The organism is Winogradskyella arenosi (assembly GCF_003337305.1).
In the GTDB taxonomy this organism is placed as follows: domain Bacteria; phylum Bacteroidota; class Bacteroidia; order Flavobacteriales; family Flavobacteriaceae; genus Winogradskyella; species Winogradskyella arenosi.
Genome location: NZ_QPJO01000002.1, coordinates 921289 through 945606 on the forward strand (window position 1 = coordinate 921289; position 24318 = coordinate 945606).

General features: G+C 35.6%; 19 protein-coding genes. 16 read left to right on the forward strand and 3 right to left on the reverse strand.

From position 1 onward, the window contains the following. Nucleotides 1-52 precede the first annotated feature (52 nt). On the reverse strand, nucleotides 53-3622 hold the full coding sequence (locus DFQ08_RS08725; RefSeq protein WP_114309608.1) for a choice-of-anchor I family protein: 3570 nt from the start codon (nucleotides 3620-3622) through the stop codon (nucleotides 53-55). 270 nt (nucleotides 3623-3892) lie between these two features. Between DFQ08_RS08725 and dnaK the strand changes: the two genes are divergently transcribed. From dnaK to DFQ08_RS08775, 10 genes are all read left to right on the forward strand, one after another. Beyond that, nucleotides 3893-5812 (forward strand): molecular chaperone DnaK, encoded by a 1920-nt coding sequence (gene dnaK / locus DFQ08_RS08730; RefSeq protein WP_114309609.1) that lies wholly within the window; start codon nucleotides 3893-3895, stop codon nucleotides 5810-5812. Nucleotides 5813-6098: 286 nt separating this feature from the next. Next, entirely contained in the window at nucleotides 6099-6614 is a 516-nt protein-coding gene (locus DFQ08_RS08735; protein ID WP_114309610.1) for an outer membrane beta-barrel protein, read from the forward strand. Nucleotides 6615-6671: 57 nt separating this feature from the next. Then, a complete protein-coding gene (locus tag DFQ08_RS08740; protein WP_114309611.1) occupies nucleotides 6672-7238 on the forward strand; it encodes an RNA polymerase sigma factor in 567 nt (188 codons plus the stop codon). Beyond that, nucleotides 7225-7995, forward strand: a complete 771-nt coding sequence (locus DFQ08_RS08745) for a hypothetical protein (protein ID WP_114309612.1) — start codon at nucleotides 7225-7227, stop codon at nucleotides 7993-7995. Before DFQ08_RS08740 ends, DFQ08_RS08745 begins: the two co-directional genes overlap by 14 nt. 20 nt (nucleotides 7996-8015) lie before the next feature. Continuing rightward, a complete protein-coding gene (locus DFQ08_RS08750) occupies nucleotides 8016-9077 on the forward strand; it encodes a hypothetical protein (protein ID WP_114309613.1) in 1062 nt (353 codons plus the stop codon). 103 nt (nucleotides 9078-9180) lie between these two features. After that, complete coding sequence (locus DFQ08_RS08755; protein WP_114309614.1) at nucleotides 9181-10410, forward strand: class I SAM-dependent rRNA methyltransferase; 1230 nt, start codon at nucleotides 9181-9183, stop codon at nucleotides 10408-10410. 187 nt (nucleotides 10411-10597) lie between these two features. Continuing rightward, nucleotides 10598-11551, forward strand: a complete 954-nt coding sequence (locus DFQ08_RS08760) for an NAD(P)H-dependent flavin oxidoreductase (RefSeq protein WP_114309615.1) — start codon at nucleotides 10598-10600, stop codon at nucleotides 11549-11551. A gap of 91 nt (nucleotides 11552-11642) precedes the next feature. Continuing rightward, complete coding sequence (locus DFQ08_RS08765) at nucleotides 11643-12926, forward strand: hypothetical protein (RefSeq protein ID WP_114309616.1); 1284 nt, start codon at nucleotides 11643-11645, stop codon at nucleotides 12924-12926. Between the two features lie 386 nt (nucleotides 12927-13312). Then, nucleotides 13313-17050 (forward strand): PAS domain S-box protein, encoded by a 3738-nt coding sequence (locus DFQ08_RS08770; protein WP_114309617.1) that lies wholly within the window; start codon nucleotides 13313-13315, stop codon nucleotides 17048-17050. A 5-nt stretch (nucleotides 17051-17055) separates the two neighbouring features. Continuing rightward, nucleotides 17056-17469 (forward strand): response regulator, encoded by a 414-nt coding sequence (locus tag DFQ08_RS08775; RefSeq protein WP_114309618.1) that lies wholly within the window; start codon nucleotides 17056-17058, stop codon nucleotides 17467-17469. A gap of 11 nt (nucleotides 17470-17480) precedes the next feature. Here the strand turns inward: DFQ08_RS08775 and DFQ08_RS08780 are convergent, their stop codons facing one another. After that, on the reverse strand, nucleotides 17481-18119 hold the full coding sequence (locus tag DFQ08_RS08780; protein ID WP_114309619.1) for an alpha/beta hydrolase: 639 nt from the start codon (nucleotides 18117-18119) through the stop codon (nucleotides 17481-17483). Between the two features lie 53 nt (nucleotides 18120-18172). On the opposite strand from DFQ08_RS08780, the gene DFQ08_RS08785 reads away from it, so the two are divergent. The 5 genes from DFQ08_RS08785 to DFQ08_RS08805 all read left to right on the forward strand — a co-directional run bounded on the left by DFQ08_RS08785 (nucleotide 18173) and on the right by DFQ08_RS08805 (nucleotide 22943). Next, complete coding sequence (locus tag DFQ08_RS08785; RefSeq protein WP_114309620.1) at nucleotides 18173-18598, forward strand: hotdog fold thioesterase; 426 nt, start codon at nucleotides 18173-18175, stop codon at nucleotides 18596-18598. Between the two features lie 4 nt (nucleotides 18599-18602). Beyond that, nucleotides 18603-19721: a chorismate-binding protein gene (locus DFQ08_RS08790; protein WP_114309621.1), complete on the forward strand. Its 1119-nt coding sequence runs from the start codon at nucleotides 18603-18605 to the stop codon at nucleotides 19719-19721. 61 nt (nucleotides 19722-19782) lie between these two features. Next, on the forward strand, nucleotides 19783-21543 hold the full coding sequence (gene menD, locus DFQ08_RS08795; RefSeq protein WP_114309622.1) for a 2-succinyl-5-enolpyruvyl-6-hydroxy-3-cyclohexene-1-carboxylic-acid synthase: 1761 nt from the start codon (nucleotides 19783-19785) through the stop codon (nucleotides 21541-21543). 98 nt (nucleotides 21544-21641) lie between these two features. Continuing rightward, on the forward strand, nucleotides 21642-21983 hold the full coding sequence (locus tag DFQ08_RS08800; RefSeq protein ID WP_114309623.1) for a DUF2853 family protein: 342 nt from the start codon (nucleotides 21642-21644) through the stop codon (nucleotides 21981-21983). 129 nt (nucleotides 21984-22112) lie between these two features. Beyond that, nucleotides 22113-22943 carry a CvfB family protein gene (locus DFQ08_RS08805; protein WP_114309624.1) on the forward strand — a complete coding sequence of 277 codons (831 nt, stop codon included), beginning with the start codon at nucleotides 22113-22115 and terminating at the stop codon, nucleotides 22941-22943. Here DFQ08_RS08805 and DFQ08_RS08810 read toward each other — a convergent pair. Continuing rightward, nucleotides 22935-23357, reverse strand: a complete 423-nt coding sequence (locus tag DFQ08_RS08810) for a hypothetical protein (protein ID WP_114309625.1) — start codon at nucleotides 23355-23357, stop codon at nucleotides 22935-22937. The genes DFQ08_RS08805 and DFQ08_RS08810 overlap by 9 nt on opposite strands. A gap of 118 nt (nucleotides 23358-23475) precedes the next feature. Between DFQ08_RS08810 and DFQ08_RS08815 the strand changes: the two genes are divergently transcribed. After that, nucleotides 23476-24315: a 1,4-dihydroxy-2-naphthoyl-CoA synthase gene (locus DFQ08_RS08815; RefSeq protein ID WP_114309626.1), complete on the forward strand. Its 840-nt coding sequence runs from the start codon at nucleotides 23476-23478 to the stop codon at nucleotides 24313-24315. The last annotated feature ends 3 nt before the right edge of the window (nucleotides 24316-24318 follow it).

Here is a 24318-nt window from a genome sequence, read left to right on the forward strand (position 1 = left end):
AAAAACACCTTCAAAATTGAAGGTGTTTGAGGTTCAAGTATGGAATCTTAAATTAATCGATGATAAGTTTTAAGCTTTCTCCTGAATGTATTTTTACAATATAAGTACCCGATTTTAAGTGTGGTAATTGTAATGTTCTCGTGTTTGTTTTCTGTAGAATTTCGCGACCTTGAAGATCTACTAATGTTAAGCTTACGACTTTATTAAAGTAAACAATGTCGTTAGATTTAGAAGGGTTAGGATAGAACTTAAGCGGCTTAGACGCTATGTCAAAATTATCAGTACCTAAGGTGTTATTCTGTAGCGCATAAAAACTGAGTGTAGAGCTCACTTCATTGGCCATAATGACTAATCCAGTTGCATTAGGACTGTCTTCTGGTTGCACGTAAATAATACCTTCAGGACCTAAATCACCGCCTTCATCATCACCTAAGGTTCTATTATTACTGTAGTTTTCAAACACAGGACTGTTAGGGTTTGTAATGTTGTAAGTCATAAAGCCACCAACACGTTCTAAGGTAATAAAGGCGTAGAATTCGCCATTAATTTCAGCTATAGTAACACCTTCTGGTTCAGGTCCCTTGTTGTCACTTCTATTTTTGAAATTATTATTGCTATTACTGGCATTAAATAAAGCCCCGTAAGTTGGGTGATTAGCGGTGATACGTTCAAAATCATCACCACTATCATAAACCTGTATTCCGGTGGTTGCATTCCAAATACTAAAAGAGCGGGATCCAAAAACATGAATCTCATCAAAGTCGCCATCGTTATCTAAATCACCATGAGCATTAGTCGCTGTTAAACGCCCTAAATTTTGATCTAATTGTAAAAATTCAGCATTAGGGAATATGGTAGGATCTAAATTTAAACCGCTAACACGTTCTTCCTCTTCAAAGGTATCGTATTCTCTAGCATCACCTTCATTAGCGGTAACTAAATAGGTGGTGCCGTTAATTTCGTAAGAGGCGATGGCATCGGGCATATACATTCCTTTTACAGGCCAATTAGATAAGTAAATGAAATCCGTATCATCGGAAGCATCCAAGCTATGACCCGTTAAGCTGTGATCTTTTAAGCCTAAGGGTAAAATGTCTGTAATGGTATTTGTAGTTAGGTCAATTACGGCAACGGCATTATTCTCTTGTAAGGTTACATAAGCGGTTTGAGAATCCGTAGAAAACGTAATGTATTCAGGTTCTAAATCTTGAGATACCGTAGCACCTGGGCCAAATACTCTAACCCCTGCAGCTTTTAAAGTGTTTATTTGGCTGTCAAAACTATTAAAATTAAGCTGTGTAACATCAGTCTGTGAGATATTAGCTAAACCTCCGGTAACATCAATTACTGAGATGCTGCCTTCAGGATCTATAGAGTAATTCGCATTCGGTTGTCCTTCATTTGCGACTAAGAGTTGATTTCCATCAGGACTAAAGCCTACCATATCGGGAAGATTTCCAGCAGTAACCGTCGCTAAAATGTCACCATCAATAGTGCAAAATAACACAACGCCATCTTCTAAAGGTCCTTTAGAAATACCGATCGCTACTATATTATTCTTGTAAGCAACACTAGTGGGGTCGCCATAACTCGATAAATCGATAGCGTTAAGGGTGGAAATCGCATTGATATCAGAGAAATCTATAATTTCTAATTTCTGCCCGACTGAGTTTAGTACAAATAAACGTTCCGAAACAGGGTCGTGGGCAACAATTTCAGCAGAGCCAGCAGCATCAACCATATAACTAGATACATACTCAATGTCTAAAGCATTGGCACTTGAGGGTACTGAGTTATCATTATCTAAAATGTAAATTCCTGCGGTGTGGGTACCACCAAGAGTGGCGTTGCTCGGGTTAGACAGTTCTAGAATAAAGAGTTCATCCATCTCAGGGAGATTATCATCTATAATAGGAATAGTGATGCTTTGCGTAGTGGAAGAATACGCCGGAAAGATGAGCGTTTGATTGGTGAATGTAAAATCAATAAGTCCTGTTGCGGTTAATAATTCTGAAACCAAATTAAGATCAACTGAAACTAAGCTTGTTGGTGTTGCTGATAAGCCTACAGTAAGATCTATAGCAAGACCGTTTTCTTGAATCACATAAGTGCTTTCTGAAAAACTAATTTGAGGAAGACTCATGGTAATAGGCGTGTAGCTTCCTGGAGTAGCAAATACATTATCTCCTAAAGAGGGTCCTACCAAATTATTAGCAGGAGCCCAATTGGTACCGTCAAAAAAATCAGCATTATGATTTAATAGCTCTAAAGAAGGTCCATCGCCATCTGCTGAGGTTGGCCAAGGAGCGTCATCGCTATATTCAACCTGTGAAATAACAGTACCATCAGAATTTTTAATTTCTAAGACTTCTCCGCCATTTCCTAAAGCATTTGAAATGGATTGTGGCATATCTAAAAATGAAACCCCATAAAAAGCTTCTGCTGTCATTTTATCTGTGGCTAATAAAACAGTGGATTCTGGGGCTAAGGTCATTTCAGGAAAGGTAAAAGTGAAATTTCCTTCGTCATTAACCGTAATACCACCTAAATGAAGTGGTGTAGTCGTGGTATTGTAAAGTTCTAAAAATTCTAAGGCATCAGAATTATCAGAAGGCGCATTGTACATGATTTCTGTAAAGATTAAGCCTGTAGATAAATCATTGTAAAATAATGCTTCACTTACATAAGCCGTTACTTGCGTGTTGCCAGAAGCGTCTTCTAAATTGTTTATAGATAGGATGTAGGCTGTACCTACAGTAAAACCAGAATGAGTAATAGTCGCAGTGTGTGTACTACTATTATAGGTAACGGCATCAATACTAACGGTTGGACTAAAATTATAGTGATTTAAGTCTTCCGCAGTCGTTGAGGTCACCGTTTCAGTAAAGCTTACCTCTACAATATATTGATTAGTCGCTGTCACCTGAGCAACATTTGGAGGATTAGTATCTGATGTGGCTAGGATAAAAGCGTCAATATTAAATGGAACATCGGGAGTGATGTTGTCTATACCTTGGTCTCCGCTAGCATCTTGCATGTCATAATTACTCATGTCATTTAAAGCAACTAGATACCCATTTGCGGTAAAGCTGGTTCTAGGGCCATGGTAAGCAGCGATATCGGTTCCGTTCGGGTAAGTGATTGCGGTAGTTCCTTCTACAAGTCCGGTGCCCGATAATCCAGTTCCAGCACCATCATCATAAGCAGAGGATGAATTGGCAACTGCAGTAATAAAAGTTGTGGGAGTGTCTATATTTGGTCCTTGGTATACAAACACGGCTTCAGCTGAAGCAGACATGCCTCCAGGGTTACCTACAAGGGTTCCGTGAGATAGTGTTGGTGTTCCACTAAGGGCATAGAAGGTCATTACAGTTCCTGCTGGGATGATGGCGCTTCCCGTTTGCCATTCGTAATTAGCTTCACCAGAGTTGAATGCGGTTCCGGTCCACTCTTTGTCAGAAAAATAAATAACCGTATTCGCAGGGAGGTCTACAAAAGTGACTAAAGCAAAGTCGTCATCGCCATCGGCATTAAAAGCGACAAAAGCAAGATCTCCGGTAGCGAGTTGCGCACTTGCTACGCTACAAAAGAAGAAAAATAATAAGCGTAAATAATGTTTCATAATTTAGGTTGTTTTAGTTGAGGTGAAATTATCATCGCAACGTTGCTTTATGATGTGCTTAGTATTATGTCTTTATGAAGAAATTTTTAAGAATGTTAAGGGAAGGTTTCTTACAGTTTAAGACGTCTGTTGTAATGCTGATAATTTCATTAGGTGACATCATGTCATATTTTTTGTCATGGCATAATCATTGACTATTAGTAATCGAGTTTAAAAATTAATAACACTATAATTTCCGTGAAAGCGGAAACCTATTAACAAATACATATTATGAGTAAGATTATTGGAATTGATTTAGGTACAACAAACTCTTGCGTTTCTGTGATGGAAGGTAATGAGCCAGTTGTAATCCCAAACGCTGAAGGTAAAAGAACAACCCCTTCAGTTATCGCTTTCGTTGAAGGTGGAGAAATTAAAGTTGGAGATCCAGCAAAAAGACAAGCAGTAACTAACCCTACAAAAACGGTTTATTCTATTAAACGTTTTATGGGTAACAAGTACTCTGAGTCTAAAAATGAAGCAGAACGTGTACCATATAAAGTGGTAAAAGGTGACAACGATACACCAAGAGTAGATATCGATGGTCGTTTATATACACCTCAAGAATTATCAGCAATGATTCTTCAAAAAATGAAGAAAACGGCTGAAGATTATTTAGGACAAGATGTTTCTGAAGCTGTAATTACAGTACCAGCATATTTTAACGATGCGCAAAGACAAGCTACTAAAGAAGCTGGTGAGATTGCAGGTTTAAAAGTGCGTCGTATTATTAACGAGCCTACTGCAGCAGCTTTAGCTTACGGTATGGACAAAAAGGGTACAGACCAAAAAATCGTAGTATTCGATTTTGGTGGCGGTACGCATGATGTTTCTATTCTAGAATTAGGTGATGGTGTCTTTGAAGTATTATCTACAGATGGAGATACACACTTAGGTGGTGATGATGTTGATGAAAGAATCATTGATTGGTTAGCAGAAGAGTTTATTGCTGATGAAGATATGGACTTACGTAAAGACCCAATGGCTTTACAACGTTTAAAAGAAGCGGCTGAAAAAGCTAAGATTGAATTATCATCTTCTTCTCAGACCGAAATTAACTTACCATACGTTACAGCTACAGCTAGTGGACCAAAACACTTGGTACGTACATTAACACGTTCTAAATTTGAGCAGTTAATTGACGATTTAATCAAACGAACTATTGAGCCATGTGAGTCTGCATTAAAAGCAGCAGGTTTATCTAAATCTGATATCGATGAAATTATCTTAGTTGGTGGTTCTACACGTATTCCAGCAGTAGTAACAGCAGTAGAGAAATTCTTCGGAAAAACTCCAAGTAAAGGTGTAAACCCTGATGAGGTTGTATCTTTAGGTGCAGGTATCCAAGGTGGGGTATTAACAGGTGATGTAAAAGACGTTCTTTTATTAGACGTAACACCATTATCTCTTGGTATTGAAACTATGGGTAACGTTATGACGAAATTGATTGAAGCGAATACAACGATTCCTACTAAGAAATCACAAGTATTCTCAACAGCAGCAGATAACCAGCCTTCAGTAGAGATCCACGTATTACAAGGTGAGCGTGCTATGGCAGCAGATAACAAAACAATTGGTCGTTTCCATTTAGATGGTATTCCACCAGCAAGACGAGGAACACCTCAAATTGAAGTAACTTTTGATATTGATGCTAATGGTATCATCAAAGTTTCTGCGACAGATAAAGCAACAAACAAAACTCAAGATATCCGTATCGAAGCGTCATCAGGATTAACAGAAGAAGAAATCCAAAAGATGAAGCAAGATGCTGAAGCGAATGCAGAAGCAGATGCTAAAGCAGCAGAAAACGCTAAGAAATTAAACGAAGCGGATTCTATGATTTTCCAAACTGAAAGTCAGTTGAAAGAATTTGGTGATAAATTATCTGATGATAAGAAACAACCAATTGAAGCAGCGCTTGAAGAATTGAAAAAAGCATACGAAACTAAGGATATCGCTGTTATTGAGCCTGCTTTAGAGAAAATCAATGAAGCATGGAAAGTTGCTAGTGAAGAAATGTACAAAGCGCAGGCTGAAGCTCAAGGTGGTGCCCCAGAAGGTGGACCAACGGATGCAGGTGCTGGTGCTCAAGGACAAGCTGCTGATGACAGTAGTGATGTTGAAGATGTAGATTTCGAAGAAGTGAAGTAAGCAGAGAACTAGCTTTCGCTTTTTTTGCGAAAGCTGTGTGAATCGCTTATGCCAACGCCGTTGAGCATCTCATTTAACACAAAACCTTAAAGTTGGAAACATGAAAATGTGGAAGACTATTGAGATAATAAAAAACGTAATCATTAATTTGATTATGTTTTTTTTGTTTCCAATAGTTTTATTTTATCTCTCATCCAACCCTTTTTAATTTGAAAGCGTTTTTATTAATAGTACACCAAATTAGCGTGCTTAAATAGAACTTAATAACAAATTAAAAACATTTATTATGAAAAAAGTAATCTACCTTTTAATTTTAGTCTTAACATTTAATGTCAACTTAGTTACTGCTCAAGATATAAATGCAGATACATCAAAATTTTCAATTGGGTTTACATTAAGTGAACAGTTTGTAGGGAAAGACTCAGGAGAAAATATAGAAGGCAGTTTTGGCTATGCGATAAACACTAATATGAGCTTATATTTAACGGCTGCCAATGCAACTATGAGAAGTAATACTTTAGATATCAACTATAATTTAGATAAGTACGCCGTTCAAGTGGCTTATGATTTTTTAAAATCTGAAAACACAAAACTCGAATCCATATTTGGACTTTCATACCTTAGCTTTGATGATGAGATCCTTGAAGATGATAATAATGGACTTGGAGTAGATTTAGGCGTACAAACCACCTTTAATTCCGGTGGAAGTTTTAATTATGGTTTACGAATTGTGTCAACATACAGTAGTTTTTCACCAGGTGGAATTCTAAATGCAGGAATCAACTTTACTTATAGAATATAAAAACACTTTGTAAAATAGTCATTTGTAAACAACTTTACTAAATTACATGTTTAAACCATGTCAAAATTAGTATCTATAAATCAAGACGTCAGTGAGTTGGTTAGATTAGCGCAAGAATCTAATCAAAAAGCACAGCTGGCGCTATATGATACGTTTTCGGGTAAGATGCTTGGTATTTGTAGACAATACATTAAAGATTTACAATTTGCAGAAGATGTTATGATCACCGCATTTTACAAAGCATTTCAAAATATATCCAAATATGAGCCATATGGTAGTTTTGAAGGTTGGTTAAGACGTATTATGGTACGTGAGTGTATCTCATACCTGCGTATTCAGAAAAATAAATTTAATGGGGTTGAAATTAGCGATTACTATTTTAGGCAGTCAGCACCTACCACAGATTATTCCACTTCCGAACTCATTCAAATGGCCATAGACCAACTTCCAATAGGCTGTAAAACCATATTTAATCTTTATGTGATTGAAGGCTATAAGCATCGTGAAATAGCGGAATTATTAAACGTTAGTATTGGGACCTCAAAGTCACAACTAGCTCATGCTAAAAAGCTTTTAAAAGATAGTCTTTCACAGTTAAATTTAAAAGACAATGGAACTAGATAATATCGAAAAATTAATTCAGGATAACTTTGAGTCACGAGAGATTAAACCATCTCTAGAAGCTAAGGAACGCTTAATTATAGCTCTAAATACGAACCTCAAAAAGAAGAAAAAAATGTGGTTACATTATGCCGTAGCTGCTTCATTATTATTAGGTTTATTGTTAACAGGAAGTCAATTTCTATTAAATACAGAAAATCCTGTTGAGCCCTTAAGAAGCGGAACTAATTTAAAAATAGTAGAAGAGACAAGGGGTGAGGATAATGATGTTAGTGAGTCTCATATTGTAACTAACGCTATTGATACAGTAAAGAAAGTAGATTTAGAGCCTGTAACAACAACAGTAAACGTACGTAGGTCAAAGTCTATGGCTAAAGTCCTGAAACATCAACCGGTGACAGAAGAATTACCTGTAAAAACAAGCTCAGAAAGTCAGCCAAATGAGCATACTAACCTACAAAATGAAAACTTAGTAAAGGTAGAGTCAAATGAATCGCAATCAAAAATGAATAGTCAAGAGTCTTTTCAATATATTACGGCAGACCAACTTTTGCAGATTGCTACAACAGATAATACCATCGAGCTTCGTAAAAGTAAAACAAAGGATTCTAAAAATTACTTAGAATCTGATGTGCTTTTAGTGGAAATGGAGAAGGAGTTGTTCTATGAAAAAAACAAAAGTATTTTTAAAAAAGCAGCTAAGCAACTTAAAGAGCTAAAGGAGGCTGTAGCTGATAGAAATTACGAGCATAAACATTAACTATTTACAACTTTAATACTATGAAACAGATACTATTATTAAGTGTTATATTATTTTATTCTTCTTGTGTAATTGCACAAACTAACACTTTTGAGGCTCAAGCCGCAATTATTGCGTCTAAAATTGATTCAATTACAAGCACTGAAAAAAGCGCTTTAAAGAAAGCACTTAAAAAGCTCGACAAAAAAGTTGAACAAAACGAAATGACTTCAGAAACGGCTGAAATTGAAAAAAAGAAATTAGCCAATTATTATGCAAAACGGATTAATGAGGCTGTACATAACGAAGAGCAAAACCTACAAACTTTAATTAGAAATAAAGTGAGTGGTAAACTAGAGTTAAATGAGGATGAAAATGAGGAGGATACTGCATTTATTACGGTTTTTGAAGACGAAAATTTTTATAAAGACTCTATTAGTGGATTAAAAATTGAAAAACGATTTACAACTCAATTTGTTTTAGCTTTTGGAGTAAACAAAATATTAAACGACGATAGTGGTTATTATGGAGACGGGTTTAAATCTAATATTTTAGGGAATAGTGAGTTGGGATTTACGTTTAAATATAGATTTAAAGAAGAATCTAATTTCTTGAATTTAAAATTCGGACTCTCCATGATGGTAGAGGATATTAGACCAAAAGAAGATAATGACATATTAGTTCAAAATGGAGACGAAACTACACTTCAAGATATTGGGTTTGATCTAAAAAGATCAAGGTTAGATAACATCTCTATTGGACTTCCTGTGCATATGGAATTGGATTTTTCAAAACCCCAATACCATAGTAAAACAGAGCAAACTTATTTGCGTTCGCAGCGTGGTTTTAGACTTGGGCTTGGTGGTTTTTTCGCTGTTAGAGTTCATACGTCTCAATTCATTAAATACGAGGAAAATGGAAGTAAATTTAAGTTAACAGAAACTGATAATTTGAATATAAATACGTTGAGTTTTGGACCAAGTGCTTATATTGGGTATAGCGCTGTAAGTCTATATGCTAAATATAATTTAAACCCTGTATTTAAAAATAATCCTGAGGATATCAATATTCTTTCTGTTGGGTTACGATTTGATATTAATTAGCCATTTTAAAAATGAGTTTAAATCGTAAAGCAGATGGTATAAAAAAATAGAAGATTAAGTAATTTAGGTTTAGTTTCGTACTTTCGAAGCCTAAAATATAAGAATGTCTTTTTCAGATCATATCCACTCTAATTACACACCAAAACGATTAGCCGTAAAGCTTAATGCCAAAGGCGAACAATTCGTTGTTAAAGGGCATCCTTGGGTGTTTTCCAACAGTATAGTAAAAATAAATGACAATGCTGAAACGGGTGATTTAGCTATTATTTTCAGTAAGAATAAAAATAAAGTCGTTGGATTGGGACTGTATGATAATGCATCTCCGATTCGCATTAAAATGATTCATAATGGCGAAAAGAAAGTGCAGATTAATACTGAGTTTTTTCAACATAAAATTACATTAGCTTTTGAGAAACGTAGAGAATTACTGCAAACTAACACCAACAGTTACCGCCTGTTATTTGGCGAAAATGATGGTTTTCCTGGATTAATTGCCGACGTTTATGATACGGTACTTGTGGTAAAACTATACTCTGAAATATGGCTTCCGTATTTAGCACCTATTTTAGAAAGTTTACAACAGATATCTGACGCTAAAACGGTGATTATGCGCTTAAGTAGAGGGCTTCAAAATAGTGATAAGCACAATTTTAAAGATGGCGACGTCATCTACGGTGTTTTAAAGGATGAGGTGGTACAATTTATAGAGCACGATGTTAAGTTTTCGGCTAATGTTATTAAAGGTCATAAAACGGGATACTTTCTAGATCACAGAGCAAATCGTTATCGTGTAGGTGAAATGAGTAAAGGAAAAACGGTTTTAGATGTGTTTTCTTATGCCGGTGGTTTTTCGGTACATGCTTTAGCCAAAGGCGCTAGCGAAGTCACAAGTTTAGACATTAGTAAGCAAGCCTTAGATATGGCGCGTGAAAACGGAAAATTAAATGCCTATTCAGGGAAACATAAAACCATTTCAGGAGATGCTTTTGAGGAAATGAAAGGCTTAATCGCTAAGGGTAAAACCTATGATGTAGTGGTTATTGATCCACCTAGTTTTGCCAAACAACAATCTGAAATAGATTTAGCCAAAAAGAAATATGCCCAATTAGCGAGCTTAGGGGAACAACTAACGGCTAAGAATGGTCTTTTGGTACTGGCATCTTGTTCTTCAAGAGTATTAGCGCAGGCTTTTTTCGATTTAAATGCTCAAGTTTTAAATGCGCAATCGCGACTGTTTGAAACTGAACTTAAAACAAAACACGATAGTGATCATCCTATAGCATTTCCGGAAGGGGCTTATCTAAAGTGTGGCTATTATCGGTTTTTAGAGTAATAATGGATGACCATAGCGCCTAATCTTTATTAAAGGGGCTTGTCTTTGTTTTATGTGATTTCATGCTTTTTTTAGGGAGAATATTGCTGTTTTGAAAACATTTTATAGCTTTTGAAGCATAATTCGTATTTTGTACTATGCGTGCATAATAAAATAAATTATATTTGTGAGACTAAAAGTAATGCATATGCAATCGGAACTTACTAAAATTCTCAACATAAAATATCCAATTATTCAGGCTCCAATGTTTCTAGTCTCTAACGTGGCTATGGTTCGTGAAGCTATGAAAGCTGGTATTGCCGGTTGTATTCCAGCTTTAAATTATAGAACTTTAGAAGGCTTACGTGAGGCTATAAAAGAATTAAAGGTAGCTAAAGTTGAAGGCGGTGCTTTCGGGTTCAATTTAATCGTCAATAAATCTAATGTAAAGTATAAAGGACAGCTTGAAGTGTTGTGCGAAGAAGGCTGCGATTTTATTATCACCTCCTTAGGGAGTCCGGAAGAAACCATAAAGCAAGCCCATGCGTCGGGAATCAAAGTATTTTGTGATGTTACCGACTTAAAATTTGCTAAAAAAGTAGAACAATTGGGGGCTGATGCGGCCATTGCTGTTAATAATGAAGCGGGAGGGCATCGCGGAAATTTATCTCCAGAAGAATTGACCAATTTATTAAGTAAGACCTTATCCATCCCTGTAATTTCTGCTGGTGGCGTGGGCTGTAGAGCAGATATTGACAAGATGTTTGGCTATGGGGCTCAGGGTGTTTCTGTAGGAAGTCCTTTTATAGCTTCAGTAGAAGCAGGTGTTACGGACGACTATAAACAAGCCTGTGTAGATTATGGAGCGAAAGATATTATAATGACTGAACGCATTTCGGGAACACCATGTACAGTTATTAATACGCCTTACGTTCAAAAAATTGGCACCAAAGCGACTTGGATTGAAAATCTCTTAAACAAGAATAAAAGCTTAAAAAAATGGGTGAAGATGATCCGTTTTTCAATCGGTATGAAAGCGACTGAAAATGCAGCTAAAAAAGCAACTTATAAAACGGTGTGGGTAGCCGGACCGAGTATTGAGCACACTAAAGAAATTCGTCCGGTTAAAGCTATTGTTTCAGATTTAATAGGAACTTCGTGATTGTTCTTCTTAAATCAGTTCTAAAATTTTCTTATACAGTTAAGAGGTAGCCGCTTAAGCAGGTATTTTTAGAGTATTAAAACATTAACCGATGACTAAACGCTCTATTTTTTCATTCCTTACAATCATTCTCTTCCTTGTTATTGCACTCTTATATTGGTCTGCTCAACCTACAAATGAAATTTTTACACGCTCCACTTTATATAATATTGAAGACTTAGAAACTGTAGATTTTAAAGCTTATGATTCCGTAGAGTTATCAGCTAGTGATTTGTATAAGGCAGATGCGATCAAAAAAGTGATTCAAGGCGAACAATACCGAGCGGCTTGGTCAACTAAAATAAAAGTGCCTATTGTTTTTTTAGATACCCTTAAAGGAGGAATGACTATTGTTGAAAAAGGAGGAGGAAAGCAAACACATTCCTTAGAACTCCTAGGGGTAGATGGTATCAGTTATACTTTACGCAGCGTTAATAAGGATGTGAATCCTTTAATTCCTCAATTTTTAAAAACCTTACACTTAGAAAATATTGTTGTAGACGGTATTTCTGCTCAGCATCCTTTAGCGGCTGTATTAGTCGCGGAATTGGCGGATAAAGCGCAAGTCTTGCATACGCACCCACAATTGGTGTTTGTCCCAAAACAAGAGATATTAGGAAACTTCAACCAAGAGTTTGGAAATCGGCTTTTTTTACTGGAGTACGAAACAAAAAGTGATGTCAATTATACTCCACACAAAAATGTGATGGAAATTATGGATACGGATAATCTTCAAGAATTGAAACTTGAACTTAAAGATTCGTTAGTGATTGATGAGGGTAGTTTAGTAAGAAGTCGACTTTTTGATTTACTTATCGGCGATTGGGATCGGCATACTAAACAATGGGGATGGGCGGTTCAAAAACAAGATAGTATTTATAACGCTATTCCGATTGGTGGAGATCGAGATAATGCCTTTTTTAATGCCGATGGGGTAATACCCAAACTACTTTCTAATAAACACATCGTTAAAGAATTAAGACCTTTTGAAAAAGATATCGATTATATGGAAGGATTAGTTTACCCTTTTGATGTCTATTTTTTATCGCAAACCTCAGAGTCCACGTTTTTAGAACAGGCTAAAACACTTCAAGCTTTACTTACAGATCAGGAGTTAGAACAAGCATTAAAGGTATGGCCTTCTCAGATTAGCGCTTTAGATGGAGAAGATATTTTACAAAAAATAAAAGAACGTCGTAATGATCTGTTAGACTATGCCAAAGAATTTCATGCCATAATACAGAAAAAAAAACTGCTAAACGCCCCCTTAAAAGGGTCTGAAGATTTAGACTTAAACGCTAGCTTGCTAAGCTGTTTTCAATGTGCTGATGAATAGGGAAAGGAAATCAAAATTTAAAATTTTATCAAAAATTCTTCCAGATTTAATATTTAGGTAAAATTTAAGGTATAAATTTAAAATATTTTATTTGAATGGTCTTTATTTATCTTTTAGGCGTAATTAAATAAATGATATATAAGGGGTTTAAAATCAATTATTTCTAATCATCTGTTTAATGAAATTTGTAGGATTTTTTTCGTAAATTGAATTTTATTATAAAATTCAATTTAGTAATTTTTTTGAATTATAAAGGTCTTTTTGTAAGAATAAGTGACCTCTTATTTTTAGGAAGGGTCTTAAATAAAAAAGAATTTAAGAATTCAAGCGAACGCCTTTTTTTGACTTTTTTATAAGGGGGTAATCGCAATACAAAAAAGCAGTTAATGAAGACACTTGAAAAATATATAAAAAGGAGATATGCACTTTTTATATTCACATTTATTGTAATTATCCTAGCGGCAATATTAATAATAAAAAATAGTATTGATGCTCAGCATTCTGATGCCTATTTAATTAATACTTGTGGGAAGCAACGTACTATTAGCCAGCGCGTTGCTAAATTAGCTTATAAAATTGGTAGCGCAGAGCAGACTGAGCAGCGTGATATTGCCCATAATGAACTAGGGGACTTGATTTCGGAATGGGTGCATATTCATCAGTATTTAGATTCCGTAAACAACGGTAAGCATGACGTTATTGACTCGCTTTTACATGTTAACAAAGAATATCAGCATGTTATGATTATTGCCAGTCAAGATCTTATGCAAGCAGAGACGAAGGAGGCAATAGATAAAAACATTGCAATTATCTCTAGAGCAGAAGGTCCTTATTTGAGTAATACCGAACTTTTGGTTCAAGAATATCAAAAACTAGCCGAGTCTAATCTCGTTAATTTAAAAAATATCACCTACATTCTGGCTATAATTGCTTTACTCATTTTACTAGGAGAGTATCTGTTTATCTTAGTTCCGGCCTTACATCAATTGTTGCAGCGTGGTAATGCTTTAGTGGCCAGTAACAAAAAATTAGCAATTTCAGAACAGAAGTTGAAAACCAATATGGCGGAGCTTCAGAAGTTAAAAGTAGACTTAGAAACTAGAGAAACGTTTAATAAAGCCTTCATTGAACAGATACCAGCAGCTATAGCTATGTTAGATAACGATTTGCGCTATATAGCAGTGTCTAAAACGTGGATTAAGGATTATAAATTAGAAGGCAGGGAGGTTATTGGTAGAACCCATTATGAAGTATTTCCGGAAATAGGGGAGGATTGGAGAGAGAAAAATAGACAATGTTTAAAAGGTGCTATTGATATCTGTGATGAGGCCCCATTTATTAGAAAGGATGGCACAACACAATGGATCAGTTGGGATACACGTCCTTGGTATAAGGCAGACGGGAGTATTGGTGGTTTGGTGATGCATACCTCTGATATTTCAGAATTTAAATTCAATGAGAGTCAAAGGAAACAGGTTGAAAGAATATTGCATGAGACCAATGAAGTTGCTAGAATAGGAACTTGGGAGGTTGATTTAGTGAGTTCGCAATCCTATTTAAGTGAAGTAGTACGTGAGATTCATGGAATTTCTAAGGATTATGAGATCAGTGTGGATAATGGCGTTTTAAGTTATAAAGAAGGTGAAAGTAGAGAGAAAATCCAAAATGCCTTTTTAGAGGCTATAAATTATGGCAAACCCTACGATTTGGAGTTAGAACTGATTAATGCCAACGGTAACGTTGTTTGGGTGCGTTCTATTGGTCAAGTTGAAAGAGTCAATGGGAAAACCGTTAAGGTATATGGGCTTCTTCAAGACATTAATAATTTTAAATTAGCGCAATTAGAACTTAAAAAAGTCAATACGCAATTAAAGGCGATATTCAATTCTAAAGCTGTTGCTATGGTGACCACCGATTTAGATGGGGTCATAAATCGTTTCAATCCGGGGGCCGAAATTTTAACGGGTTACACGGCAGAAGAAATGGTAGGAAAGGAGCGTCCTAATCTTTATTTGCTCAAAGAGGAATGTACAAATTTTGTAACGGATATAGCAAAACATTATAATAAGAAAGAAGAAGGTTTTAATGCTCAATATGAGTTAGCAAAACACAATAGGTATGATACTAGAGAGTGGACCTACAAAAGAAAAGATGGCAAGTTGTTACCCGTCCAGCTTACATTGACTTCTATAAAAGATGAAGAAAATACCTTAATTGGGTATTTAGGAGTCTCTACTGATATTTCAGAGAAGAAAGCTGCAGAAAATAAATTGTTGCATAACAATCAGTTGTTAAACTATGCGGAAGAACTGACCGCTATGGGGAATTGGAAATGGGACACGGTAAATGATCAAGTGGAATGGTCTAAAAACTTATATAACGTTTTCAAACTTAATCCTGATACTAAAAATTTAAGTTTTAACACTTATTTCAATTTTGTACATCCAGAGGATAAAGAAAAAGTTACTGTCTACTTTAGAATTACAAAAGAAGAAAAACACTTAAAAAGTTTTACACACCGGATTATTGATGGCGAAGGAAACTTGAAAATTATACAATTATTAGGAGAAGTTATTACTGATGCTTCTGGAGAAGTTGTTGAAATGATCGGGACCTGCCAAGATGTAACGGATCAGAAATTAGTAGAAATAGAACTTTTAAGGAAAAACTACATCCTCAATTTTGCAGAACGCATTACACAAATGGGGAATTGGCAATGGGATGTGGCTTCGGACACTTTAAAATGGTCCTCTAATCTCTATCGTATTTTTGAATATGATGAAAATATTACAGATCTCAACTACGATACTTTTTTTAGTCACGTTCACCCTGAGGATAAAGACTACATAGCTGATTTTGTAGAGAAATCCTTTAAGGAAAAACAGTTTTCAAGTAAATTTATACACCGTATTATCACGAGTAAAGGAAACGTGAAAACCGTTCATTTTTTAGGGGAAGTTATCCTTAATGGACAAGGTGAGGTCGTAGAAATGATGGGCGCTTGTCAGGATATTACGGAGCAAAAAATGGAGGAGAATAAGTTTAGAGGGCTTTTAGAATCTGCACCAGATGCTATGGTGATTTTTAATGAGCATGGGGTAATTCAACTGATCAATAAGCAGTCCGAAAAATTATTTGGTTATGCGGCTTCAGAATTGGTAGAACAGCCGGTAGAAATCCTTATTCCTTATCAATTTAATGACCATAATTCGAGCTATCACGATGGCTTTTTCGTGGGGCCTAGTGTAGATACTATGGGAGTTGGTAATGCTCAAGAGCTTTTTGCGACCCATAAAAACGGAAATGAAATTCCCGTACAAATTAGCTTTAGTCCTTTAGAAACTGAAGAGGGGGTTTTAGTTTCTGCCGCTATCCGCGATATCACGGTTCAGAAATTAGCACAAAGTAAAATAATCGCAGCCAAAAATGATCTTGAAGATTTAACGGAACGTCTCATTGTAAGAAATAATCAACTTGCCGATTTTGCCCAAATTACCTCGCATAACCTAAGAGCACCGGTGAGTAATCTAAATGCGCTTTTAACCTTTTACTTGGAATCTAATGATGAAGATGAAAAACGTTTTCTGTTTAAGAAATTTGAAAGTGTCATTAACCATTTAACCTTAACGTTAAATACATTAGTAGAAGCTATTAAAATTAGAAATAGTGTAGGTAAAAAGCAGGAAAATATTAAATTTGACGATGTACTAACTAAAACTAAAGAAATTTTAAGTGCAGAAATTTTAGAAACAGCTGCACAAATTACAGCCAATTTTTCAGAGATTCCGGAAATAAGGTATTATAAAATATATTTGGAAAGTATTTTTCTTAACTTGTTGGACAATGCCATAAAGTATAGAGCAAAGGATAGACCACCTGAAATTACGGTAAAATCTATGACCTTTAAGGGACGCACTAAATTAGTGATTAGCGATAATGGATTAGGAATAAATTTAGAACGGCATGGCGAAAAAATATTTGGTTTAAATAAAGTATTTCATCGCCATCCAGAGGCCAAAGGATTAGGGTTGTACATGACCAAAACGCAAGTAGAAGCTATGGGAGGAGAGATTTCAGTGACAAGTACAGTGAATGAAGGTTCAACTTTTACGATAATTTTTTAAAAAATATGGATAACCACTTTAATATTTGTGTCATTGATGATGACGACATCTATCAGTTTACGATTACTAAGATCTTAAGTTCTATTAAAATGAATAAAAAGATATTGCTTTTCTCTGATGGCGAGGAAGCTTTAGATTTTATGATAGATAACCTATATAGTGATAGTGAACTCCCTGATGTTATTTTCCTAGACATCAATATGCCTATTATGGATGGTTTTCAGTTTATGGAAGAATACGTAAAGCTTAAGCCTAAACTTAATAAAGAGATTACTATATATATGGTGTCTTCGTCGGTAGACCCTGTAGATATTGCAAAGGCTAAAAGTATTAGTGATATTTCAGATTACATTATTAAGCCTATTAAAGTTAAGCAATTAAAAGCCATTATGGCAGACCTTCAAGAGAATTCAAACTAAGTCCAGATTTATTAGACTAATTTTTCTATATAATTAACGTTAACAACATGCTTTCCTTTAAAAGGAAAAAGGCTTACCCGTGACCCAAAAAGTTCACGGGCTCGTGATGTTTCTTCTTCAATACGTGCTTTATTTAAATATTGGTCTTCGGTGCCGTAAATCAATTTCACTTTAGTAGCTTCAGATAAATAATTAAAATCAGAAGCTTTCAATTCCTTCGGAATCCCTCCGGAATGTAATACCAATTGATCGCATTGCAGTTGGCGTTGGGCCAAATAGCGCATAGCCACACTGACGCCTTGAGAATAACCTAAAACAATTAAAGGAAAATATTTAGGAAGCTTTTCGGCCTTTAAAACAGCGTCAAAATAGTTGAGGATATTGGCCATTCCAGCTGCCGTTTCATCTTTAGTTAACCAATTAGCACCAACATGGCGCTTGGGTTGTAAATAAAATTTACTGGGAGCTTGTGGGGCAATGATATAATTTTCTTCAGCATTTAAACCTTTAAAATATCTTAAAAAATACCGACTGAGGTAGCCCATACCATGACAGACCAACCAAACCCTTTTTGTTTGGGGCGTTAACTGATTAAGGGTAGAGTAGGAATTACTTGTGGTGTATGTGATTTCTTTCTCTTGTGAATTCATTATTCTTGGCGGTTTCTGTATCTTTGTAATGGATTCAAAAATACTGTTTTTATATGCAAATGACTAAAGAGGATGTCTTAGCTAAAGCTAATGCGGCAAGCAAAAACACCCTAATGGAAACCTTAGATATCGTTATGGTGGACTATGGAGAAGATTTTTTGGTAGCAAGAATGCCAGTGACTTCTAGGGTGCACCAACCTGATGGTGTTTTACATGGCGGAGCCACAGCAGCCTTAGCGGAAAGTGTAGGGAGTTTTGCTTCGCATATTTTTATTGATACTGAAAATATGTTTGTTAGAGGTTTGGAAATTACAGCGAATCACTTAAAGAGTGTAAAAGACGGATTTATATTTGCTAAAGCGTCCTTTTTGCATAAAGGAAGAACCACACAACTTCTAGATATTAAAGTGACAGATGAAGCCGGACAGCTAATTTCCATTTGTCGTTTATCGACCATTTCACTTCCTAAAAACAAGTAAGTTTATGGAGTCTGAAGATTCTTTTTTTAAAGCCTTAGAAGCACAATATTCTAAGCAATTACCTTTTGTGGTTTATAGTCGACCTGTTAATTCCGTAATAAAATGTTGGTTACAGAATGATGCAGCATTACATAAGACAGCGTCGTTTACGGAAAGCGGATTTGTATTTGCCCCTTTTAATTTTAATGAACAAACGGTTTTATTTCCTGAGCAAGACTGTGAACAGTTTCAAATTGATGCCTCGCAATTAGCAGTGTCTTCTGAGAATTCATCTTTTATAACCTCGGAAACCGAAAAAGCGTCTCATGTAGCCTTGGTGGCTAATGGAATAGAAGCGATAACGGAAGGAACACTTAAAAAAGTGGTCTTATCACGGCGTCAATCTTTAGAGCTAAGCAACGATAATCCTTTTCACATTTTTAAAAAATTATTTAACACTTACAAAGAGGCGATGGTTTATTGTTGGTACCATCCGCAAGTGGGCTTGTGGTTAGGAGCCACACCAGAGTTGCTTTTAAAGGTCAACGGACCGCAATTAACCACCATATCTTTAGCAGGAACACAGAGGTATAAGGCAGATTCAGAGATGAATTGGTCACCAAAAGAAGTGGAAGAGCAGCAAATTGTTACCGATTATATTAGTGAGCAAATTGCACCGTATTGTAAAACCACATCAGTTGGTCAAACCGAAACGGTAAGAGCTGGAAACTTAGTTCATTTAAAGTCTAAAATTACTGGAACCATGGAGCGTTCGGTAAATTTAAGCGCTATGATAGAGGCTTTGCATCCTACACCTGCAGTCTGTGGATTTCCTAAGGAAACTGCTAAAAATTTTATCCTCCAAAATGAAAATTATAAACGGGAATTTTATACCGGTTTTTTGGGAGAATTAAACTTAAAAGTTTCTAGAACCAGAAATACAAATCGTAGAAATATAGAGAACAATGCGTATGCTGTGGTAAAGACGCACTCTAATTTTTATGTCAACCTACGCTGTATGCAATTAAAGGAAGGGAAAGCGCTACTCTATGTTGGAGGCGGAATAACGAAAGATTCTCAACCTTTGGCAGAATGGGAAGAAACCGTAAATAAATCGCGAACGATTGGTGCAGTATTAGTTTAAAAAAACGCAAGGTATTAGGCTTCATAACGTCTTCTGTGCCTTGTAAGAGAACATTGATTTTATGATATATTCAAAAATACCCTTATCACAAACAGTAGTTACGCTTTGTAAAACACACGAGGTAAAACATATAGTGATTTCGCCGGGGAGTAGAAATGCCCCTTTAACCATAGGCTTTACCCATGATGCGTATTTTTCTTGTTACAGTATAGTAGATGAGCGTTGTGCTGCTTTTTTTGCCTTAGGGCTAGCGCAGCAGTTGCAAGAACCTGTGGCAGTAATTTGTACTTCGGGTAGTGCGTTGCTAAATTACTACCCAGCAGTTGCTGAAGCATTTTATAGTCATATTCCTCTGGTAGTGATTTCTGCCGATCGTCCTAAACATCTTATCGATATTGGGGATGGACAAACCATTAATCAAAAAAACGTTTACGGAACCCATGTGTTGCACAATGCGAACTTAAAACTTGATTTGCTAGAGGTAGAGCAGGGGCATCCTGATCAAGAGGTGCCAATTTTAAAAAGTATAGAAAATAAGTTAGAGCGCTTTTTAGGTTTACAAAAAGATATTCAGTCGCATAATGAATCTGAAATTCATGATGCCCTAACAATTTCTAAATTACACTCGGGTCCCGTACATATTAATTGCCCTTTTGACGAGCCTTTATATGATACGGTGGAAGAACTGAGTATTAATCCCAAGCCCTTTAAACTTCAGCAAAGGGTAGAGAAAGTAGATCCTTTTGAAATAAAAAGTCTTTTAGAAGTTTGGCACAGTGCGAAACGAAAAATGATTTTAGTTGGTGTTTTACCACCTAATGCTATTGAGACGCAATGGATTCAGGAAATTGCTGATGATGATAGTGTTATTGTCTTTACGGAAACAACCTCTAATCTGCATCACCCTGATTTTTTTCCGGGGATAGATAAAATGATTGCACCTTTAGATGAAGATGATTTTAAAGCCCTTCAACCCGATGTGCTTTTTACGTTTGGAGGTCTTGTTGTCTCTAAAAAAATTAAAGCCTTCTTAAGGGCTTATAAGCCAAAATTCCATGCGCATATTGATTTGTATGGCGCAAACGACACCTTTTTTACTTTAGATAAACATATTAAATTAGCCCCTAACGCATTTTTAGCTGCTTTTTTACCACAGGTTACACATCATACCAAGAGTACATATAAGAGCACGTGGTTAGCAGTTCGCCAAAAGCGCAGAAAACTTCAGAAAGCATACTTAAAGAATTTACCATTTAGTGATTTTACCGTGTTTTATACGCTTCTAAAAAACTTGCCTAGACATAGTCAACTTCAAGTAGGAAACAGTTCTGCAATACGGTATACGCAATTGTTTCAGGTTCCAAAAAGTGTTCATGTCTTCTGTAATCGCGGGACCAGTGGAATTGATGGGAGCACGAGTACAGCTATAGGAGCGTCTTTAGGTTCTGATAAACGCACGACATTTATTACAGGCGATTTAAGTTTTTTCTATGACAGTAATGCTCTTTGGAATGCCTATATTCCTCAAAATTTTAGAATTATTGTGGTTAATAATGAAGGCGGTGGGATCTTTAGAATTCTTCCAGGACAAAAAGATACCGCTAATTTTGATTGTTATTTTGAAACCAAACATCACTTAAGTGCATCGCATTTATGTAAAATGTACGGTTTCCAGTATGTTTCAGCAAACGATCAAGACGAACTGAATACGGCATTAGAAACGTTCTATGCTGATAGTGATGCCCCAAAATTATTGGAAGTGTTTACGCCCTCACAGCTCAATGATAAAATACTTTTAGACTTTTTTAAAGCTGTTAAATAAAGACGATTAAATTGTTAAGTTGTGACTTTTCCGTTTTAATTGTGTCTAAAAAATACTACCTTTAAAGACACAATTATTAACTTAATATAAATATAGACATGAGTAAAAGAGATGATTTAATCGTTAAATATGCTGCAGATTTAAAAGACAAATGTGGTGTAACTCCAGATATGGATTTATTAACTAAAGTGACTATAGGTTTAGGGCCTTCTATTTATAATGCAGATTCTTCTACAGTTTCAGGTTCTGATGCTAAAGAAATTGCAACGGTTAAAAATAATTTTTTAATTAAAAAATTAGGTTTAGAAGATAGCGAAGCTTTAGATAGCGCCATTGATTCAGTTATAGAGCAATACGGTCGTTCTAACAGATCGAAGTATAGAGTTGTTATTTATTACTTACTTACAAAACATTTTAATAAAGAATCGGTATACGCATAGTACGTTGCACCGTCTTAAAAAATAAAGCGTTTTAGAATGTATTCTATGACGCTTTTCTTTTGTTAAAATTATTTACGCTTGGTTTAAACTTTATCTTAAATCTCGTAAAAATATATTTACCTTTGCACCATGATACATTTAGGAGAATACAATACATTAGAAATATTAAGAGACACAGAACCAGGATTATTTTTGGGTGACGGAAATGAAGGCGAAGTTCTTTTACCAAACCGGTATGTCCCTAAGGTATTCGAAATTGGTGATAAAATTGAAGTTTTTGTCTATTTAGATAATGAAGAGCGACCTGTGGCCACCACAGACCATCCTTATATTAAAAATGGGGATTTTGCACTTTTGCGCTGTAATCAGGTTACAGAATATGGGGCCTTTTTAGATTGGGGACTTGTTAAAGAATTGTTTTGCCCATTTAAAGAGCAGGCGTTCAAAATGAAAGCAGGCGGCTGGTATTTGGTACACTGTTACTTAGATGAAGAAACCGAGCGTTTGGTGGCATCTAGTAAAACCAACCGTTTTTTAGATAATAAAGAATTGACGGTAGGGCAGTTTGATGAAGTAGACCTTATTGTGTCGCATCCTTCAGAATTAGGGATGAATGTCATTGTAAACAAAACCCATTTAGGTCTCGTTTTTAACGACGATATTTATAAAGATATTAGTGTTGGTGATCGCTTAAAAGGTATTGTAAAGAAAGTACGTACCGATAATAAGTTAGACATATCTTTAAACCAAATAGGTTATCGTAATATTGAACCTAATGCGGACTTTATTCTAAACGAACTTCATGATAATGGTGGTTTTCTACCGATACATGATAAATCGGATCCAGAACTGATTAAAGAGCGTCTTCAAATGAGTAAGAAAAGCTTTAAAAAAGCCGTAGGATCTTTATATAAAGAACGCCAGATTGAAATTAAATCTGACGGGATTTACTTACGATAATATAGGGCTAGGTTCGGTCTCTAGGACCTCTTCAACCCATTGAATAGCATTCGAAAAATCTGTAAAGACCTTGCGGTTAAAATTAAAGAAATGATCTTCAATTTCTATAATATTTTCTGTAAGGTCACTATAGGCGATTATGGCGTAAGCTTTTAAGTTTTGGTATGATTTTTTACAAGCTAAAACATCCTTTAACTTAATCGCGTAAGCATTAGTTCTGTTAGCAATAAAACCAAAAGGTTTATTTCTATAACTTAACAGAATGATTTCAGAAATTTCATTGAAGCTTTCAAAATTCATTTCTACACCTTCATTGAATTCTGTAACGATAAAATTCTCATAAAGAAACACTTTTCCTATACTAAGATGATACGATTTATATGGTTTTGGGCTTATTTTAGGGTTGTAATTCATTGTTTTTGAGTAAAATAGTGTGCAAAAATAATTCTATTAAATGATATGCTCAAATTAAAAATTGAGATTAAAGTATTATTATTATTTCCTTACTTTTGTGGCTAAAACATTGATAAATATGAGCCATATAGATTGGAAAGTTGCAAAATCTTATGAAGATATAACCTACCATAAATGCAATGGAGTTGCAAGAATTGCCTTCAATAGACCCGATATCAGAAACGCCTTTAGACCTAAAACAACCTCAGAGCTTTACGATGCATTTTATGATGCTAATGAAGATGTGAATATTGGTGTGGTATTGTTAAGTGCAGAAGGACCGTCGTCTAAAGATGGGATTTGGAGTTTTTGCTCTGGAGGAGACCAAAAAGCAAGAGGACACCAAGGGTATGTTGGTGAAGATGGTTACCACCGTTTAAATATACTAGAAGTTCAACGTCTTATTCGTTTTATGCCTAAGGCGGTTATTGCTGTGGTTCCAGGATGGGCCGTTGGTGGTGGTCATAGTTTACACGTGGTGTGCGATTTAACCTTAGCCAGTAAAGAACATGCTATTTTTAAGCAAACCGATGCCGATGTTACCAGTTTTGATGGCGGTTACGGTTCGGCTTATTTAGCAAAAATGGTTGGGCAGAAAAAGGCTAGAGAAATCTTTTTCTTAGGACGAAATTACTCAGCACAAGAAGCTTATGAAATGGGAATGGTGAATGCCGTTATTCCGCATGAAGAATTAGAATCTACAGCCTATGAGTGGGCACAAGAAATATTAGCAAAGTCGCCAACCTCAATCAAGATGTTGAAATTTGCCATGAACCTTACCGATGATGGTATGGTAGGACAGCAAGTTTTTGCAGGAGAAGCAACACGATTGGCTTATATGACAGAAGAAGCGAAAGAAGGAAGAGATGCATTCTTAGAAAAAAGAAAACCTAATTTTCCAAAAAAGTGGATTCCTTAATTG